General features: G+C 69.3%; 14 protein-coding genes. 8 read left to right on the top strand and 6 right to left on the bottom strand.

From position 1 onward, the window contains the following. Positions 1–59: 59 nt before the first annotated feature. The gene (locus ABD875_RS16090) at positions 60–3,224 is read left to right on the top strand and encodes a DUF3427 domain-containing protein (protein ID WP_345179796.1); all 3,165 of its coding nucleotides are present in this window, start codon (positions 60–62) and stop codon (positions 3,222–3,224) included. On the opposite strand, the gene ABD875_RS16095 is transcribed toward ABD875_RS16090, so the two are convergent. The 4 genes from ABD875_RS16095 to ABD875_RS16110 form a co-directional block, all read right to left on the bottom strand. Continuing rightward, positions 3,221–3,865 (bottom strand): hypothetical protein, encoded by a 645-nt coding sequence (locus ABD875_RS16095; RefSeq protein WP_345179800.1) that lies wholly within the window; start codon positions 3,863–3,865, stop codon positions 3,221–3,223. The genes ABD875_RS16090 and ABD875_RS16095 overlap by 4 nt on opposite strands. A gap of 313 nt (positions 3,866–4,178) precedes the next feature. Beyond that, entirely contained in the window at positions 4,179–7,064 is a 2,886-nt protein-coding gene (locus tag ABD875_RS16100) for a vitamin B12-dependent ribonucleotide reductase (protein ID WP_345179804.1), read from the bottom strand. A 153-nt stretch (positions 7,065–7,217) separates the two neighbouring features. After that, entirely contained in the window at positions 7,218–7,688 is a 471-nt protein-coding gene (nrdR, locus tag ABD875_RS16105) for a transcriptional regulator NrdR (RefSeq protein WP_345179807.1), read from the bottom strand. 253 nt (positions 7,689–7,941) lie between these two features. Further along, on the bottom strand, positions 7,942–8,532 hold the full coding sequence (locus ABD875_RS16110; RefSeq protein WP_345179809.1) for a hypothetical protein: 591 nt from the start codon (positions 8,530–8,532) through the stop codon (positions 7,942–7,944). A 285-nt stretch (positions 8,533–8,817) separates the two neighbouring features. Between ABD875_RS16110 and ABD875_RS16115 the strand changes: the two genes are divergently transcribed. Beyond that, positions 8,818–9,582: a sigma-70 family RNA polymerase sigma factor gene (locus tag ABD875_RS16115; protein WP_345179812.1), complete on the top strand. Its 765-nt coding sequence runs from the start codon at positions 8,818–8,820 to the stop codon at positions 9,580–9,582. Positions 9,583–9,640: 58 nt separating this feature from the next. Next, positions 9,641–9,994 (top strand): hypothetical protein, encoded by a 354-nt coding sequence (locus ABD875_RS16120; protein ID WP_345179816.1) that lies wholly within the window; start codon positions 9,641–9,643, stop codon positions 9,992–9,994. Positions 9,995–10,204: 210 nt separating this feature from the next. Here the strand turns inward: ABD875_RS16120 and ABD875_RS16125 are convergent, their stop codons facing one another. Continuing rightward, positions 10,205–10,549: a LysM peptidoglycan-binding domain-containing protein gene (locus tag ABD875_RS16125; protein ID WP_345179820.1), complete on the bottom strand. Its 345-nt coding sequence runs from the start codon at positions 10,547–10,549 to the stop codon at positions 10,205–10,207. Positions 10,550–10,796: 247 nt separating this feature from the next. Here ABD875_RS16125 and lexA point away from each other — a divergent pair, with 247 nt between their 5' ends. From lexA to ABD875_RS16150, 5 genes are all read left to right on the top strand, one after another. Next, complete coding sequence (gene lexA / locus ABD875_RS16130) at positions 10,797–11,537, top strand: transcriptional repressor LexA (RefSeq protein WP_345179824.1); 741 nt, start codon at positions 10,797–10,799, stop codon at positions 11,535–11,537. Positions 11,538–11,638: 101 nt separating this feature from the next. After that, positions 11,639–12,460: a phosphatase PAP2 family protein gene (locus tag ABD875_RS16135; protein ID WP_345179829.1), complete on the top strand. Its 822-nt coding sequence runs from the start codon at positions 11,639–11,641 to the stop codon at positions 12,458–12,460. Between the two features lie 48 nt (positions 12,461–12,508). Further along, positions 12,509–14,125, top strand: coding sequence for an alkaline phosphatase D family protein (locus ABD875_RS16140; protein ID WP_345179834.1), 1,617 nt, complete (start codon positions 12,509–12,511; stop codon positions 14,123–14,125). Continuing rightward, positions 14,122–15,360, top strand: coding sequence for an alkaline phosphatase family protein (locus ABD875_RS16145; protein ID WP_345179837.1), 1,239 nt, complete (start codon positions 14,122–14,124; stop codon positions 15,358–15,360). Before ABD875_RS16140 ends, ABD875_RS16145 begins: the two co-directional genes overlap by 4 nt. A gap of 44 nt (positions 15,361–15,404) precedes the next feature. Next, entirely contained in the window at positions 15,405–16,886 is a 1,482-nt protein-coding gene (locus tag ABD875_RS16150) for an MXAN_6640 family putative metalloprotease (RefSeq protein WP_345179840.1), read from the top strand. Here ABD875_RS16150 and ABD875_RS16155 read toward each other — a convergent pair. Next, positions 16,879–18,759 carry an ATP-dependent DNA helicase gene (locus ABD875_RS16155; protein WP_345180528.1) on the bottom strand — a complete coding sequence of 627 codons (1,881 nt, stop codon included), beginning with the start codon at positions 18,757–18,759 and terminating at the stop codon, positions 16,879–16,881. The two genes, ABD875_RS16150 and ABD875_RS16155, sit on opposite strands and share 8 nt — an antisense overlap. Between the last annotated feature and the right edge of the window lie 138 nt (positions 18,760–18,897).

Consider the following 18,897-nt stretch of genomic DNA (forward strand, 5'->3'; position numbering starts at 1 on the left):
AATGATCGCGAGGCCCTAGCCTCTGCGGAGTACGTGACCGCGAAACAGTAGGAGCAGGAGTGCCTCACGAACTGGTCGCGCCAGGCCTACGCAACGAGTTGATCTCGGAGAACCTTCGCGAGGCCCTGGCTGAACTCAGCGAGGGGCAGGCATCCGAAGAGGAGCTCAGCGCTGCGGACGCTATCGAGCGACTCGGCAAGCACCTGCTTCGAGTAGCGCGGCGCCTGCGGACCCCCGACGATGCTGCGGAGCTGGAGACAAGTGTCGGCCAAGTGAACGATGCCATCTCGGCCCTGGGCTTTGACGAGGACCGCGTGGCCGTCCCGCCGCGGATTCTCACCGGAGTACGACCTGCACTCGGCCTCGCCCAGTCCTTGCCAGCCCATCCGACTGTCCCCCTGACATCGAGTGAGTTGTTCGTCAACGGGCAAGGCGAGCCCGGGCTCGGCAAGGTTCTCCTTGAGGAACTGCGGTGCGCCGACGAGGTTGATCTGATCTGTGCGTTCGTCGGATACACGGGTTTCGAGCCGCTTCGTGACGAGTTCCGCAAGCTCATCGAGCGCGGTGGCCGAATCCGCGTCATCACTTCGACGTATCTCGGCTCAACTAGCCCGAAGGCGCTCGACGAGTTCGTCAGGCTTGGCGCGCAGGTCAAAGTCAACTACCAAGGGTCGGCGACCAAGCTGCACGCTAAGGCGTGGTTGTTTCGCAGGACGGGTGAACTCGACACCGCCTTCATTGGCTCTTCCAACCTGTCCGAGGCGGCATTGTTCTCGGGCCTCGAGTGGAACGTTCGACTGGCTCGGGCGGATGCTCCAGGCGTATTCGCCAGGATCCAGCACACCTTTGATAGCTATTGGCACGCCGAACCCTACGAGTCGTACAGCCTCTCCGACCGTCCACGTCTCGAGTCCGCATTGGCAGCAGCGAAGGGCACGGCCGCCGCCGCGTTCAGCAGCCGCGCCCAGAAGGTCATCGACAGCCTGAGCGCGGAGCTGCAAGACGTCTACTCCCAGCTCGCATTGGAACCCAAGCATCACCAGCGGATCGTGCTCGACCGCCTCAAGCTGCGGCGAGAGGAGTTTGACGAGCACCGGCATCTGGTTGTCGCCGCCACAGGGACAGGCAAGACAGTAATGGCTGCCCTGGACTACGCGCGCCTGTGCGTCCCGGGGAAACCACGTCCGTCGATGCTGTTCGTGGCGCACCGCGAGCAGATCTTGGAGCAGGCCCGGTCGACCTTTCGCAAGGCCCTTCGAGACCCTGCGTTTGGGGAGATTCTGACCGGGTCGCGTTCGCTGACCACCAACGCCGTCCACGTCTTCGCGATGGTTCAGACGTTGCATCGTCGCCTGGGACAGTTCGACTCGGAGGCCTACCAGGTCGTCTACATTGATGAAGCGCACCACGGGGCGGCAGAGTCGTGGCGCGAGGTCATTCAGCATCTCGCACCGGCGGAGCTGGTCGGGCTAACCGCGACCCCCGAACGGACCGATGGCACGTCAATCCTTGATCTCTTCGGCGGCACCTACACCACGGAGCTCCGACTCTGGGAAGCGATCGACGATCAACTGCTCGCTCCCTTCGAGTACGTGGGAATTGACGATGGGACCGACCTCAGCAACGTGACCTGGCGCCAGGGGGACTACGCCGCCGGCGAACTGACCAATCTGTATACCGCGGACCACGAGCGAGTGAAGCGCATCGTGGAAGCAATCGACCGGTGGGTCGAACACCCACACGCGATGCGCGCACTCGGCTTCTGCGTGTCGGTGGAGCACGCCCAGTTCATGACCGAACAGTTCACGAGCCGGGGAGTCGCCGCCGAGTACCTCTCTGGCTCCCATGGTCAGGAACACCGCGACGCCACCCTCGCCAAGCTCAAGGCAGGGGCTCTGCAGGTCGTCTTCAGTGTCGAAGTCCTCGGCGAAGGAGTCGATGTGCCTGACGTAGACACCCTCTTGCTCCTCAGGCCGACCCAGAGCGCCACGCTCTTCTCCCAGCAACTAGGGCGCGGACTGCGATCCACGCCCGGGAAGGCGCGTTGTCTGGTGCTCGATTTCATCGGACAGCATCGGGCCGAGTACCGACACGAGAACCGGCTTCGCGTGCTGCTCGACCCAACCCACGGTTCACCAGCGAAGCAGATCGAGGCCGACTTCCCGTTCCTGCCATCCGGGTGCGCAATGACGCTCGAACGCGTGCCCCGCGAGCGAATTCTGACTGCTTTGAAGGCCGCGAGGGCCCGGACCGGGATGCGGCAACTGACCACGGACCTCGCGGCTGTGCGGTCAACGACGCTCGAAACCTTTCTTGAGGCGACCGGCCGCGGACTCGAGGAGTTCTACTCGAACGATGCCGGCCAGGTCTCGTGGACGCGTCTTCAGCGTCGCGCCGACCTCCCCAACGCTCCCGCGGTTCACACGGATGCCGCGCTTTCCGATGAGGAGAGTTCGCTACTGCGAAGAATGAGTCACCTTCTGCACGTTGCCGACGGTTACCGAGTCGCCCAATGGAGGGGGTGGCTCAGCCAGGACGCCCCGCCACGCATCCAGGAGCTCTCGGAGGTTGACCGACGATCGCTCATCCAACTCTTCCATCAGCTAGGCCAGAAGCCAGGCACGCTCGAAGGCGGCCTCGACGTCTTCTGGCGACAGCCGGCGGTGCGAGTGGAGATCGCCGACCTTCTCAAGCTGACCCATGCGGCAGTCGACGTGCAAGCCGCACCTCTGTTGGGACTTGTCGATGTCCCAATCCATGCATTCGCTCGCTACACACGTGCGGAGGTATTCGCAGCACTGGGCGTAGCCACCGTCGACAAGCAGTTCACCCACCAGTCCGGCACCTACTTCCACGCAGCAACCCAGACTCAGCTGATGTTTGTGACGCTGCATAAGGACGACCGGAAGTTCTCCTCCAGCGTCCAGTACCGCGACTACGCGATTTCCCCTCAACTGTTCCACTGGGAGAGCCCGAACAACTGGCGTCAAGACAGCACCGCGATGTTGAAGTGCATTGGCGCTGGACCCGAGGGCTCGAAGAACCGGCTGCTCTTCGTACGTGAAAGGAGCGCTGGTCGAATCGATGGCACCTTCCGCTGCTTTGGACTCGTCGACCTCGAGGGTGAGTTGGAAGGTGAACGCCCGGTAGGTCTCACGTGGAGACTGAGGCAGCGACTGCCGGAAGCTGTGTTCGAGGCGACCCGGCTGGTGGCCACCGCCTAGCGTGCGACCGTCTCGCGACGGACTTGCGCTCGGAACGCGGAGAGCTGCTGCAGCAACTGCGTGGCGGCTTCACGATCAGTTCGACCACTGTCGAGCGCCTTCAACCATTCGAAGAGCCGCCGGCCGGCCACGAACTCGACTCCGTCGACTATGTATCCAGGCTGGAGGTCATACTGTGCGGGCCCCCACAACACCACGACTGGACGCACAGCGAGCGGATTCACCTTGCCTCGGTGCTTGCCTGCCCGGTCGCGAGCTATGCACGATCTCACGACTCCTTCGGCCCGCGTCCTGACCCGACGTGCCGCCCGCGCCATGTCGTCGGCATCAGTGACCGCCGCTGAACGCCACTTGGAATCGACAACGACAAGACCGCCTCGTCGGGTCACCACGAAGTGGTCCATATCACCGATCTGAAGAGGAATGCTGTCAACCCAACCCCAGATCAAGTGCCTTCGTTTGGCGCGCGCCAATTCATCGCGCGTGTTCTCCTCACCCCAAGCTCCTCGCAGCTGGAGGATCGCATCGCGATCGTGAACCAAGAAGCCAACGCTGAGCATCGCGATCAGTGCGACAACGGTCGCCGCCTGGATCGCACCGAGCAGCCACCAGCGGAATGCCGACGAGTACGGGTCGGACACCGACAGGATGAGAAATTCGAGGACAAGGACGGCTAGGGCGCCGGCGGATAGCCCGGCCACAAGAATGCGGTTCCGCCTCAGCCAGGAACGTTGTAGCTCACGGAACCGACCACGCGAGAACGGTTCGAACCTTGTCATCTCACGACCTCTGCACTCGCCAAGAGTTTCAGGAGGTATCGGCGAGTTCCGCGACGGCCTTGAGCGACTAGGCGAGACGAGAACTCCAGCCGCCGTCAGACGGATGTATGAGTGGCTGACCATAAGCAAGCAGGCCCGACACCGCAATCGGTGTCGGGCCTGCTGCGACTCTCGGTCAGCTGCAGCCGCTGGTGCTGCCGCAGCCCTCGCAGACGTAGCAGGAGCCGGCGGGGCGCATCTTGGTGCCGCAGGTGAAGCAGAGCGGGGAGTCGACGGCGGTGCCGGTGATCTTCTCCAGGAGCTCGGCGGAGGTGTGGGCCTCCTGGCGCTCGACCTTCGGGGCCTCGGCGACCGGGGCCGGGGCCTCCTCCTCGGCGTCGATGATCTCGACCACGGGGGTCTCCATCAGCTCGGCGGCCGAGCCGGTCTCCTCGACGGGCTCGTAGGAGCCGGTCTCGAGGTAGCGCTGGCGCTCGTCGGCGGAGTAGATGCCGAGAGCCTGGCGGGCGTCGAAGTCGAGGTAGTCCAGGGCGAGGCGGCGGAAGATGTAGTCCATGATCGACTGCGCCATCCGGACGTCCGCGTCGTCGGTGAGGCCGGCCGGCTCGAAGCGCAGGTTGGTGAACTTCGAGACGTAGGTCTCCAGCGGGACGCCGTACTGCAGGCCGATGCTGACCGCGATCGAGAACGCGTCCATCACGCCGGCCAGGGTCGAACCCTGCTTGCCGAGCTTGAGGAACACCTCGCCGAGCTGGCCGTCGTCGTGCGCACCCGAGGTCATGTAGCCCTCGGCGCCACCCACCGTGAAGGAGGTGGTGCGCGAGACGCGCGACTTCGGCAGCCGCTTGCGCGCCGGGGTGTAGACGATCTTCTCGACGACCTTGGTGGCCTCCGCGGCAGCCGCGGTCGCCGCCTCGGCGTCCGCGGCGTCCTTCTTGGCCTTGCCGCCGCCGTCGGCCAGCGGCTGGCCGACCTTGCAGTTGTCGCGGTAGATCGCGGTGGCCTTGAGGCCGAGCTTCCACGACTGGAGGTAGACCTCCTCGATCTCCTCGACGGTCGCCGTCTCCGGCAGGTTGACCGTCTTCGAGATCGCGCCGGACAGGAACGGCTGGGCCGCCGCCATCATCCGGACGTGGCCCATCGGCTTCAGCGCGCGGGCACCCATCGCGGTGTCGAAGACCTCGTAGTGCTCGGTCTTCAGGCCGGGGGCGTCGATCACGTGGCCGTGCTCGGCGATGTAGGCGACGATCGCCTCGATCTGCTCCTCGACGTAGCCGAGCTTCTTCAGCGCCCGCGGGATCGTCTGGTTGACGATCTGCATCGAGCCGCCGCCGACGAGCTTCTTGAACTTGACCAGCGAGAAGTCCGGCTCGATGCCGGTCGTGTCGCAGTCCATCATGAAGCCGATGGTGCCGGTCGGGGCGAGCACCGAGGCCTGCGCGTTGCGGAAGCCGTTGGTCTCGCCCAGCTTGATCACGTCGGCCCACGCCTGCGTGGCCAGCTTGTGCACCTGGCCGTCGGCGATGCCGAGCGTGCGGACGGTGTCGTTGGCGGCCTGGTGCTTGCGCATGACGCGCTTGTGCGCCTCGGCGTTGCGGGCGTAGCCGGCGTACGGGCCGACGATCGCGGCGAGCTCCGCCGAGCGCTTGTACGACGTGCCGGTCATCAGCGAGGTGATGGTGGCGGCCATCGCGCGGCCACCGTCGGAGTCGTAGCCGAGGCCCATCGCCATCAGCAGCGCGCCGAGGTTGGCGTAGCCGATGCCGAGCTGGCGGTAGTCGACGGTGGTCTGGCCGATCGCCTCGGTCGGGAAGTCGGCGAAGCAGATCGAGATGTCCATCGCGGTGATGATGAACTCGACGGCCTTCGCGAACAGCTCGGCGTCGAAGGTGTCGTCTTCCTTGAGGAACTTGAGCAGGTTCAGCGACGCCAGGTTGCACGAGGAGTTGTCCAGCGACATGTACTCGGAGCACGGGTTGGACGCGGTGATCCGGCCGGTCTCGGGGTTGGTGTGCCAGTCGTTGATGGTGTCGTCGTACTGCAGACCCGGGTCGGCGCACTCCCACGCGGCGGTCGCGATCTTGCGGAACAGGTCGCGAGCGTCGACGCGCTCGATGACCTCGCCGGTCTTGCGGGCCCGCAGGCCGAAATCCGTGCCGTCCTCGACCGCGCGCATGAACTCGTCGGAGACGCGGACCGAGTTGTTGGCGTTCTGGTACTGCACCGAGGTGATGTCGGCGCCGCCGAGGTCCATGTCGAAGCCGGCGTCGCGCAGCGCGCGGATCTTGTCCTCCTCGCGCGCCTTGGTCATCACGAACTCCTCGATGTCGGGGTGGTCGACGTCGAGGACGACCATCTTGGCCGCCCGGCGCGTGGCGCCGCCCGACTTGATGGTGCCCGCGGAGGCGTCCGCACCGCGCATGAAGGAGACCGGGCCGGAGGCGGTGCCTCCGGAGGAGAGCAGCTCCTTGGAGGAGCGGATCCGGGAGAGGTTCAGGCCGGCGCCGGAGCCGCCCTTGAAGATGAAGCCCTCTTCCTTGTACCAGTTCAGGATCGAGTCCATCGAGTCGTCGACGGAGAGGATGAAGCAGGCCGAGACCTGCTGCGGCGACGGGGTGCCGACGTTGAACCAGACGGGGCTGTTGAACGAGAAGTACTGGTGCACCAGCAGCCAGGTGAGCTCGTGCTCGAAGACCTCGGCGTCGGTGGTCGTCGCGAAGTAGCCGTGGTCGATGCCGGCCTTGGTGTAGGTCTTCACGATCCGGTCGATGAGCTGCTTGAGGCTCCACTCGCGGGCGTCGCTGCCGACCGCGCCGCGGAAGTACTTGGTCGTGACGATGGTCGAGGCGTTGACCGACCAGAAGTCGGGGTACTCCACACCGCGCTGCTCGAAGACCGTGGCACCGGTCTTCCAGTTCGTCTGCACGACGTCACGGCGCTCCCACGTGATCTCGTCGTACGGGTGCACCCCCTCGGTGCTGAAGACCCGCTCGATCTTCAGCCCTGCGCCCGTGCCCGTCTTGGCCTTGGCGCCGGCCGCCCCGCTCACCGTCTCGGTCATCCCTCTGTGTCCCGTCTGTCGAGGTTGTGTGTTGCGAACTGTTGCTACTGCTGGCTGCTACTGCTGACTCTTGCTGGTGGCACCGACATCGGTGCCGACGATGGAGCGCCCGGCGCGCGCAGCTTCCCCACTACCCGCGCCGGGCGGTCTGTGTCAGCCCGTGGAGAGGGGCTGAAGCTCACGTTCCGCGCGCAGCGCGGCGATCTCGTTCTCGAAGTCCTCGGCCGACTCGAAGGCGCGGTAGACGCTCGCGAAGCGCAGGTAGGCCACCTCGTCGAGCTCCCGCAGCGGGCCGAGGATCGCCAGGCCCACCTCGTGGGCCGGGATCTCGGCGGCTCCCTCGAGCCGGAGCGCGTCCTCGACCGCCTGGCCGAGGCAGGCGAGCTGGTCCTCGGTGACCGGGCGGCCCTTGCAGGCCTTCCGGACGCCCGAGATCGCCTTGTCGCGGGTGAAGGGCTCGGAGGCGCCCGAGCGCTTGAGCACGGTCAGCTGCATCATCTCGACGGTGGTGAACCGGCGCTCGCAGGACGAGCAGGTACGCCGCCGCCGGATCGAGCCCCCGTCGTCCGCGACCCGCGAGTCGAGCACCCGGGTGTCGGTGTGCCGGCAGTACGGACAGTGCATCGGGAGCTCCTTCCTCAGGGCGCGCCAGCAACTCCCGTGAGGGAGGGTGCGAGGCTGTGGATAACGGGGGTCACTCTGTGTAGAACCACGGGCCGGCTGTGGGTCTTCCGCACCTGCGCTGTGCACTAGATGTGGATAACTACACCGGTGTAAGTACTACATGTAGGGGTAACCGTACGCCCGGGCGACGGGCCACGCAAGTAGTGCCGAGAAGTTCCTGGCGCCACCGCGACGGCGACGGTAAAGCCGCAGGTCAGGGCATGCGCGGGGCCGGAGAACGGGTCCGGAGCAGGGCGTGTCGCGCAGCTCGGCGAGCCCTCGACCGGCCCACGAACTCGGCCCGCCGGACCTGTCCCCCGACCTCGTGCGCAACCAGGACGATGCGAGCCGGCCGGGCGGCGGACGCGGCGTCGAGGCCGGTCGTCCCGCCAAACTCCGTCCACCCCCGGCGGCAGCGCCGCTCGCGGCTCTCGAAGCGAGACTCGCGACCGCCCAGCTCGACGCGGACCGTCACTCGCCACGCCGTGCCGACCCGGCAGTCCACCGAGCCCCGGACCCCCACCGGCTCGTCGTCGCGGTGCCGCACCAGCACGCGCATGCCCGTCCCGCTGAGCACGGTGTAGCGGGGCTTCTCGTCGTACCCGGCGAAACACGCGTAGGGACGCCGCCGCTCCAGGTCGAGGCTCGCCGCCGTGCCGGTGCCCGCGACGTCGAACGCCTGGTGGAACCGGCCGTCGCGGGAGCGGAACCGCAGGTACTCGTCGTTCGTGTCGTCGACGCCCACCTCGAGCCAGTACTCCCCCGACCAGCGCCGGTCCGCTACGCCGAAGCCGTCGACCCTCACCTGGGTGCGGTCGGCCCTGCTGCTGGCAGGTCGACCTCACCACGACCGGGTCCGACCAGTCCGCCCCCGGCCGCAGGGACAGGGACAGGGACAGGGACAGGGGCGAGTCCCGCCGTCAGGACTGCCGCCAGGAGCGTTCCGAGCCACGCCATGAGGCCACTCTGGCACGCCCCCCCGGACCACCCCTCCGGGTGGTTTAACGCTGCACCAACGACGGGAGGTCTCTAAGTGGCGCCGGACGTCTCGGGCCGGCGCCACACCCCCGCGAGGAAGATGAGGTCAACGATGACTGTCACGCTGAACCGCTCAGATGAGACCGCGCGGCTCTTCGCCGAGCGGGTCGAGGCCCCCGCCGACCGCCGGGCCATCATCGAGGACGAGATCGTCCGCCTGAACATGCCCGTCGCCGTCGACGCCACGCGCCGGTTCCGCTCCCGCGGGATCGCCACCGAGGACCTCGAGCAGGTCGCCTACCTCGGCTTGGTGAAGGCGGTGCGCGGCTTCGACCCCGACCGGGGCCACGACTTCCTCAGCTTCGCCATCCCGACGATCCGGGGCGAGGTACGCCGGCACTTCCGCGACCTGGGCTGGACGGTACGACCGCCGCGCTCCATCCAGGAGACCCAGACCAAGATCATCGCCAGCGAGCCGGAGCTCTACCAGCTGCTCGGCCGTGCACCCCGGCCCACCGACATCGCCCGCCACCTCGACCTGGACCTCGAGGTCGTGATCGACGCCCTCGGCGCCAGCGGCTGCTTCGCGCCGGCGTCCCTGGACGCCCCGACCCACGCGGAGGCCGATGCCCTCGGCCCGCGGATCGGGTTCACCGATCCCGGCTTCGACCACGCCGAGGCCCGCGCCATGCTCACCCCGGTGCTGGCCAAGCTCTCGCCCCGCGAGCGCAAGATCGTGGAGATGCGGTTCTTCCGCGGGTGCACGCAGTCAGAGATCGGCAAGGAGATCGGCGTGACCCAGATGCAGGTCTCCCGGCTGCTGACGCGGCTGCTCGCCCGGCTGCGCGACGAGCTGGAGCTCGAGCTGGCCGCCTGAGGCTCGCCGCGTCGAGGGCCGGGCCGATGCCCGACCATCGATCGGCGACAATGTCCCCGTGACGGGGACGAGCGGAGGCAAGCGCGCCGGCTCGCGCCGTGGACCTCGCCAGAGGACCCGGTTCCAGCCGGCGTTGCTGGGGCTCGCACTCGGCGTCACCGCCTGCATCGTGGCGTGGGGCTACCTGGTCTGGGCGGCCATCGACTTCGGCTCGTCCGCGCGCAGCGGCAACTCGACGGCCTGGTGGTTCCTCGCGACTGCGTCGGTGGGCGCCGTGGCGTGCCTGTTCGTCGGGCTCATGCTGATCGCGGCGATCTCCCGCCGGCTCGGCATCACCAAGCCGCCGGAGAAGCCGAAGGGCGACACCGGCGACGAGCCCCGGCCGGTCGGCGGTCGGCGCGCGGCGCGCTGAGTCGCTCGCGTTCGTGCGGTGACTTCGAGGTGGTTTCGAGGCTCGTCGCTAGCGCTCCTCGCACCTCAACCACCGATTGCACGATGGTTGAGGTGCGAGCGAACCGAGCCTCGACACCAAATGCCGCGAGGGGCGGGATCACGGGATCCCGCCCCTCGTCTTCCCCGGCTCGTCAGCCGGGGTCGAAGCGGCTGACGAAGTCTGTGGTGGTTACTGCAGCGGAACGCGCAGCTCCTGGCCGGCAGCGACCATGCCGGACTCGAGGGCGTTGAGCTCCTCGATCTCGTGGACCATGCCGCGCACGTCGCCGTCCTCGGCGATGTCGGCCGCGATGTCCCAGAGCGTCTCGCCGGCGCCGACCATCACGACGCGCGTGGGGGCGGGGGTGCCCTTCTCGCCGGAGGCGACCGAGCCCTGGGCGAGGACGATGCCGACCGCGAGCACCGCGACCAGCGCGACCAGGAACACCACCAGCCGGCCACGCCGGGTGAGCCGCACGGTGCTGCGGCGCTGGGTGGGCGTCCAGGTCATCTGGTCGAGGGTGACGGTGCTCATCGGGACCTCCGGGGGAAGGGGGCTGGGTCGCTGACGTGTCCAGTTCTAGTGGTGGCCACCGACAGTGCTCCGAGACCTGTCTGGACCGCCTGCTCGATCAGACGTTCGATCGAACATGTGTACGAGATTAGAGCACCTGTTCGAACGAATTCAAGGGTGACGCGAACATTTGTTCGAATCGATTCCCGCGACACGCGATTCGAACAGATGTTTGAAATGCGCGGCCGTGGGTGGCTACGGTGAGCCCATGGCCACCAAGAAGACCGCCGACAAGACCGAGGCGAAGCGCGTCACCGAGTTCCCCGACGGTCCGGCCGACGCCACCGGCCTCACCCCGCGCCAGCAGCGGGTGCTCGCGCACATCAAGGACTCCATCGAGAAGCGCGGCTACCCGCCGAGCATGCGCGAGATCGGCGAGGCGGTCGGGCTGACCAGCTCCTCCAGCGTCGCCCACCAGCTGAAGGTCCTGGAGGAGAAGGGCTACCTCAAGCGCGACCCCAACCGGCCGCGCGCCCTCGAGGTCTTCCTGCCCGAGGTCATGGCCGCGCGCCGGTCGATGTCGAGCGCCGAGGAGACGTCGTACGACGAGACCGGCGTGGGCGACGCGATGCCCGCTGCGGCGTACGTCCCGATGGTCGGCCGGATCGCCGCCGGTGGCCCGATCCTGGCCGAGGAGCGGGTCGAGGACGTCTTCCCGCTGCCCAAGCAGCTCGTCGGCGACGGCCAGCTGTTCCTGCTCGAGGTCTCCGGCGACTCGATGGTCGACGCCGCGATCTGCAACGGCGACTACGTCGTGATCCGTCAGCAGCCGACCGCCGAGAACGGCGAGATCGTCGCCGCGATGATCGACGGCGAGGCGACGGTCAAGACGTTCCAGCGCAAGGACGGAAATGTGTGGCTCCTGCCCCACAACCCCGCCTACGATCCGATCGACGGCACTGACGCCACGATCCTGGGTAAAGTGACAGCAGTGCTGCGCCGGGTCTGACGTTTTCTCGCACTATCGGGGAATCACCTGAGCAGACCCTGGTGTTGGTTCCGGGTAGGACCCGGATGGCACAGGGAGGGTGCATGAACAACGCTGGTGCTGTGGCCTCAGCACCTGCGCTTGCCCGCACCTCTGGTCTGCCGGGCTGGGCGCGTGCCCTGCTCGAGCTGCTGCTGATCGTCGCCTTCTGGGTCGTCTACAGCCTCGCCCGGCTGCTCGCCGACACCAACATGCAGCCCGCGCTCGCGCGCGCCAACGAGCTGCTGCACGTCGAGGGCGTCATGGGCATCCAGTGGGAGTTCGCCCTCAACCAGCTGTTCACCGACCACCGGGTGCTCGGCCTCCTCGGCAGCTACTGGTACGCCACCCTGCACTACGTCGTCACCGCGTCGGTGCTGATCTGGCTCTGGCGTCTCGGCGCCGACCGCTACGGTCCGGCCCGCCGCGCGCTGGCCATCGGCACGCTCCTCGCGCTGGTCGCCTACATCTCGCTGCCGACCGCCCCGCCGCGCTTCATCGCCGGGTACGTCGACGTCCTCAGGCTGCACGCCGCCGACGGCTGGTGGGGCGCGGACGCCTCCGCTCCGCGAGGCCTCGGCGGCCTGACCAACGAGCTCGCGGCGTTCCCGTCGATGCATGCCGGCTGGGCGCTGTGGGTCGCGCTCGCGCTGCAGTTCTACGCCACCCGCAAGTGGGTGCGCGTGCTCGGGTGGGTCTATGCCCTCGGCACCGTCGTGGTCATCGTCGGCACCGGCAACCACTGGGTGATCGACGCGCTGGTCGGCTGGATGGTGATCGTGCTGGCCTGGGCCGTCGCGGTGGCGGTCGGCCGGATCCCGGTGCCACCACTGCTGCGCCGGCGAACCCTCAGTCGAACAGTGGATGAACGACCATCACGCGAGGACGCCGTCGTCGTTGACTGAGGCGTGACCCCGCAGCCTTCCTCTCCTGGGCGAGTCCATCGCCGCACCGTGCTCGGCACGGCCACCGTCGGCGCCGCAGCGCTCACCGTCGCGCCGCCGAGCCACGCCGCCGCCCGGTCCTACTTCCAGCACGGCGTCGCGTCGGGCGACCCGCTCCCGAACGCCGTGTTGATCTGGACCCGCGTCACCACCCGCAGCACTCGCGCCGACGTGCAGTGGGAGGTGGCGCGCGACGCCCGCTTCCGCGACGTCGTCCGGCGCGGGACGTTCACCACCAGCGCGAGCCGGGACCACACCGTCAAGGTCGACGTCACCGGCCTGTCGCCGGCGACCTGGTACCACTACCGCTTCACCTACGCCGGAGTCGCCAGCCGTGTCGGTCGCACCCGCACCGCCCCGGCCCACGACGCCCTCCCGGCGAACCTGCGGTTCGGCGTGGTGTCGTGCGCGAACCTCCAGGCGGGCTGGTTCAGTGCCTACCGCGGCCTCGCCGCCCGCGACGACCTGCACGCCGTCGTGCACCTCGGTGACTACCTCTACGAGTACGGGCCCGGCCAGTACGGCTACGGCTTCGACGACGAGGACATCCGCAGCCACGAGCCCGCCCACGAGATGCTGTCGCTGCAGGACTACCGGCGGCGGCACGCGCAGTACAAGCGCGACGCCGACCTGCAGGACCTGCACGCGAAGTACCCCTGGATCGTCACGTGGGACGACCACGAGGTCACCAACGACCAGTACCGAGACGGCGCGGAGAACCACAACACCGACCTCGGCGAGGGCGACTACCTCCAGCGCCGTGCGCGGGCGCACCGGGCGTACGACGAGTGGATGCCGGTGCGCATGGACGGCACCGCCCGGCTGCGCGACGGCGACCGTCTCTACCGGCGGCTCCGCTTCGGCCGGCTCGCCGAGATCAGCATGCTCGACCTGCGCTCCTACCGCGACGCGCAGGTGCCCACGCCCCTGCCCGAGCCGGTCCCGGTCCCCGACTCCGGGGTCAACGACCCGGACCGCACGATCATCGGCCGCCAGCAGCTGGACTGGCTCAAGGACTCGCTGCGCCGCGACCGCGCGCAGTGGAAGGTGATCGGCAACCCCGTGATGATCGCGCCGGTCGACTTCGCCGGCCTGCCGGACGCCCTCGTCGACCCGATCAACGACGTGACCGGGCTGCTCCCCCGCGACGGCGTCCCGTACAACGTCGACCAGTGGGACGGCTACACCGACGACCGGCGCGAGGTGTTCCAGCACATCCGCGACCACCAGGTCACCGACGCGCTGTTCATCACCGGCGACATCCACTCGGGCTGGGCGTGCGAGCTCCCGTACGACGCGTCGACGTACCCGCTCGGCGACTCCGCCGGCGTCGAGTTCGTCTGCTCGTCGGTGACCTCGAACAACCTCAAGGACATCACCGGCACGCCGCCGCGCACGACCAGCCTCGCGGTCGAGGCCCTGATCATCGCCAACAACCGGCACATCAAGTACCTCGACTTCGACAGCCACGGCTTCTCCGTGCTCGACCTGACGCCGGCGCGGGCCCAGATGGACTGGTACGTCATCGGCGACCGGGCCGACCGCGACACCACCGTCACGTGGGCGACGTCGTGGGCGACGAAGACCGGCACCGGCCGGATCGAGCCCGCCGGGGAGCCGGTATGAGGGCGTCTCGGCGCACGTTCCTCCAGGCCGGTGCCGCCGGCCTGGTGTTCTCCTCGCTCCCCCACGCTCCGGCGTACACCGCCCGCAGCCGCAAGCGCGCCTACGTGCTGGTGATCGACGGCTGCCGTCCCGACGAGCTCGACTCCGGCCTGACGCCGAACCTCGCGGCGCTGCGCGACGGCGGGCTCCGGTTCGCCCAGGCGATGTCGATGCCGGTGATGGAGACCATCCCCAACCACGTGATGATGATGACCGGGCTCCGGCCGGACCGCACCGGCGTGCCGGCGAACTCGGTCTACGACCGCGAGCTCGGCGAGGTCCGCGACCTGGACCGGCCGTCCGACATCCGCTGCGAGACGCTGATCGGGCGCCTCAACCGGCGCGGGCACACCACCGGCACGGTGCTCAGCAAGGACTACCTGTACGGCGTCTTCGGCGGGCGGGCGACGCACCGGTGGGAGCCGTCGCCGACCTTGCCGATCACCGAGCACGCGCCGGACGTGTTCACCATCGAGGCCGCGCTGGCGATGCACGAGGAGCTCGACCCCAACCTGATGTTCGTGAACCTCGGCGACATCGACCGCTTCGGCCACGCCGACCTGACCGGCACCACGCTCCAGCTCGCGCGGCAGCTCGCGCTCGCCGACACCGACGTGCAGGTGCAGCGGTTCATCGACGCGCTGAAGGCCAGCGGGGCTTGGGAGAACGCCGTCGTCATCGTGCTCGCCGACCACTCGATGGACTGGTCGACGCCCGACAAGGTCATCTCCCTCGCCGGCCCGCTGGCCGCCGACCCGCTGCTCGCCGGCAAGGTCCAGATCGCCGACAACGGCGGCGCCGACCTCCTGTACTGGACCGGCCCGCGCGCCCAACGCGACCAGGCGATCGAGCGGATGCGCGCCATCGCCCGCGAGCAGGACGGCGTGCTCGCCGCCTACGCCCGCACCGCCGACTGGCTGCGACTGGGCCCGGAGGCCGGCGACGTCGTGGTGTTCTGCCAGGCCGGCTGGCGGTTCAGCGATCCCGACCCGCTGACCTCCAACCCGATCCCCGGCAACCACGGCCACCCCGCCACCCGCGCGATCCCGTTCTTCATCGCGGGCGGCCACCCCGCCGTACCCACCGCGACGGTGTCGTCCCGCGTCGCCCGCACCCTCGATGTCGCGCCCACGCTCGCGGCGTTCTTCGGGGTCGGCCGGCCCGCCGGAGGGTACGACGGACGCGCCCTGCTCTGACCGGCGCTTGGGTGTTTCACAGCATCCTTTGGTTGAGTTGGCGCGTGCATCTCCGCCCTGCCCTCGCGCTCGCCGCCTCCGCGGCCCTCGCCGCCACGCTCGCCGGCGTTCCCGCGCAGGCCCAGTCCGGGACCACGACCGACCCCGGGCCGACCAGCAGCCGCGCGGCCGTGCAGGCGCTCGACGAGGTGCAGGCGGTCCTGGGCGGCAAGAGCGACCGCGACATGACGCTCGCGCTGCGCGACCTGCGCACCCAGCGCGACGAGCTCGTCGGCACCGACCGGCTCACGGCGGACCGGCTGCTCCGCCGCCCCGGCGGCGACCGCACCCGCGACTTCGACACCGTGCGCGTGCACTGGTTCACCGGCGACGCCACCTCGGCCTACGTCGACAAGGTCGGCCAGATCGCCGACCGGGTGCTCGGCGTCTACGCGGACGCGGGCTACCGGCCGCCGATGTCGGACGGCACCCGGGGCGGCGGCAGCGGGCTGCTCGACATCTACCTCGAGGACCTCGGCAACCAGGGCCTCTACGGCTACTGCGACAGCGACGACCCGCCGCCGAGCGCCGGCCCGTACGGCGCGCCGGCGTACTGCGCGTTCGACAACAACTACGCGGAGTTCCCGACCCACACACCGCTGGAGAACCTCCAGGTGACCGCGGCACACGAGCTCTTCCACGCGGTGCAGTTCGGCTACGACTACTACGAGGACGGCTGGTTCATGGAGGCCACCGCCACGTGGGCCGAGGACGAGCTGTACGACGACGTCGACGACAACGTGCAGTACCTCGGCGAGAGCCCGCTGGCCCAGCCGCGGCAGTCGATGGACCACTTCGGCGGGATGCGCCAGTACGGCGACTGGATCTTCTTCCGCTACCTCTCCGAGCGGTTCCCGGAGCGGGCCGGCGGGCTGCCGGTGATCGTGCGCCGGATCTGGGAGCGCGCCGACGGCTCGACGGCGAGCGCACCGGACGACTACTCGATCCAGGCCGTCGCGCGCGTGCTCGCCGCTCAGGGACCCGGTCTGCGCCGGACCTGGGCCCGCTTCGCGGCCGCGAACCGCAGGCCGGGCGCGACGTACGACGAGGGCACGGCGAACCGCTACCCGGTCGCCCGGCTCGACGCGACGTTCGCCCTCAACGGCAGCCGGCGCGACTCGGGCTCGATCCGCCGGACCATCGACCACCTGGCCGCGCGCACGCTCCGTTTAAACCGCTCCGCCGGGATGCGCGCGCGCACGCTCGACCTCCAGCTCGACCTGCCGAGGCTCAACCGCGGTCCGGGTGCGGTGGCGACGGTGTACCGCGCCGCCGGACGCCCGACCGTGGTCACGATCGGCCTGGACCGGTACGGCGACGCAGCCACCGCCGTCGACTTCGGGCCGGGCGTCACCCACGTCGACGTGACGCTGGCCAACGCAGGCATCGGCTACGGGCGCTGCTGGCGCGGGTCGAGCTGGTCGTGCCAGGGCACCCCGCAGGACGACGACCTGCCGTTCCGCCTGCGCGCGACCGCCGTCAGGTAGCGGCCAGGCGGGCCAGGGCCTGCCGGGCGACCGCCGGGTCCGTCGTCGTCCACATCGGCGGCAGGCTCGACTTCAGGAAGCCGCCGTAGCGCGCCGTCGCGAGCCGCGGGTCGAGCACCGCGACCACGCCGCGGTCGGTGGTCGTGCGGATCAGCCGGCCGGCGCCCTGGGCGAGCAGCAGCGCGGCGTGCGTCGCGGCGACCTGCATGAAGCCGTTGCCGCCGGCCTGGTCGGCGGCCTTCTGCCGGGCGCTCAGCAGCGGGTCGTCGGGGCGCGGGAACGGGATCCGGTCGATGAGCACCAGTTGGCAGGTGTCGCCGGGGACGTCGAGGCCCTGCCACAGGCTCAGCGTGCCGAACAGGCAGGTGTGCGGGTCGCCGACGAACTGCGCGGCGAGCTCGGGCAGCTGCGCGTCGCCCTGCGCGAGGGTCGTGAGGTGCGGCAGCCGCTCACGGACCACCTCGGCCGCGGCCTCGGCTGCGCGGCGGCTCGAGAACAGCCCGAGGGTGCGGCCGTTCGCGGCATCGACCAGGTCGACGATCTCGTCGAGCATCGCCGGCGCCATCCCGTCGCGACCCGGCTGCGGCAGGTGCCGGGCGACGTACAGGATCGCCTGCCGGCCGTAGTCGAACGGGCTGCCGACGTCGATCCCGCGCCACGGCATCGTGTCGGGGGTGTGCTCGGCCTCGCGCTCGGACGGCTTCAGCCCGACGCTCGTGGCGATCGAGTTGAAGTCACCGCCGAGCATCAGGGTCGCCGAGGTGAAGACCACGGTCTTGTCGCTGAGCAGCTTGTCGCGCATCGGGCCCCACACCTGCAGCGGCGCGACGCACAGGCGCGGCGGCATCCGCTCGGTGCCCTCCGACATCCAGAGCACGTCGGAGTCGAGGTCGGCGGCCATCCGCTCGGCGGTCGCGAACACCTCCTGCACCGCGCCCTTGGCCTGCTGGAGACCGGCGTCGCCGTCGTCGTCCTTGCCCGACTGGTCCGCCTTGGGGTACGCCGACACGCACGCGCGGGCCGCGTCGCGGACCAGCACCAGCGCGTCGGCGAGGTCCTCGGGGATTCGGTCGAAGCGGCCGGGGCGCGCGTCGTTGATCGCCGCGCGCAGCGCGTCGGCCGCATCGGCGAGGTCGTTGGCCTGGTCACCGTCGACGTGCCGCTGGCTGCGCCGGGCGGCCCGCTCCACCTCGGCCGCCCACAGCTCGTCGGTGGCCGCCTGGGTGACCCGGGTCGTGAGCTCGTGCGCCTCGTCGATCACCACGACGTCGTACTCGGGGATCATCGGCACGCCCTCGATCGCGTCGATCGCGAGCAGCGAGTGGTTGGTGACGATGAGGTGCGACTTCTGCGCCTTCTCCTTGGCGCGCTCGGCGAAGCACTCCTGGCCGAACGGGCACTTGGCGGCGCCGAGGCACTCGCGGTGGTTGACGCTGACCTGGCGCCACTCCTTGTCGGTGTGCCGCGGCGCGTTGTCGCGCTCGCCGGTGCCGCCGTCCTCGGACTGCTCCTCGGCCCACTCGCGCAGCTCGAGCACCTTCTTGCCCAGCGACCCCGTCGGGAGCTCGACCTCGAGCGTGCCCTGGTCGTCGGGCACGCCCTCGCGGATGCGGTGCAGGCAGGCGTAGTTGGAGCGGCCCTTGAGGACGGCGTACGACGTGTCGACGCCGCTGTCCTTCACCGCCTCGACCAGCCGGGGCAGGTCCCGCTCGACCAGCTGGTGCTGCAGCGCGAGGGTCGCGGTGGCGACCACGACCCGGTCCCGGTGGAGCAGGCTGGGGACGAGGTAGGCCAGCGACTTGCCGGTGCCGGTGCCGGCCTGGACGAGCAGGTGCCGGCCGCCCTCCATCGCCTCGGCGACGGCCTCGGCCATCTGCACCTGCCCGGCCCGCTCCTGCCCGCCGAGCGCCGCGACCGCGGTGCTCAGCAGCTCGGTCACGGACGGCGTATCAGGCACTGGAGAACCCTAGCCGCGACCTCCCCCAGCCCGGACGGCCGGTGCACAGGCGGC

Source organism: Nocardioides caricicola (genome assembly GCF_039541135.1).
GTDB lineage: Bacteria > Actinomycetota > Actinomycetes > Propionibacteriales > Nocardioidaceae > Nocardioides > Nocardioides caricicola.

Excerpts from the sequence above, each read along its gene's own strand:
- ABD875_RS16100 (WP_345179804.1), bottom strand. The coding sequence starts at position 7,064 with ATGACCGAGACGGTGAGCGGGGCGGCCGGCGCCAAGGCCAAGACGGGC.
- nrdR (WP_345179807.1), bottom strand. The coding sequence starts at position 7,688 with ATGCACTGTCCGTACTGCCGGCACACCGACACCCGGGTGCTCGACTCG.
- ABD875_RS16115 (WP_345179812.1), top strand. The coding sequence starts at position 8,818 with ATGACTGTCACGCTGAACCGCTCAGATGAGACCGCGCGGCTCTTCGCC.
- ABD875_RS16125 (WP_345179820.1), bottom strand. The coding sequence starts at position 10,549 with ATGAGCACCGTCACCCTCGACCAGATGACCTGGACGCCCACCCAGCGC.
- lexA (WP_345179824.1), top strand. The coding sequence starts at position 10,797 with ATGGCCACCAAGAAGACCGCCGACAAGACCGAGGCGAAGCGCGTCACC.
- ABD875_RS16145 (WP_345179837.1), top strand. The coding sequence starts at position 14,122 with ATGAGGGCGTCTCGGCGCACGTTCCTCCAGGCCGGTGCCGCCGGCCTG.
- ABD875_RS16155 (WP_345180528.1), bottom strand. The coding sequence starts at position 18,759 with ATGGCCGAGGCCGTCGCCGAGGCGATGGAGGGCGGCCGGCACCTGCTC.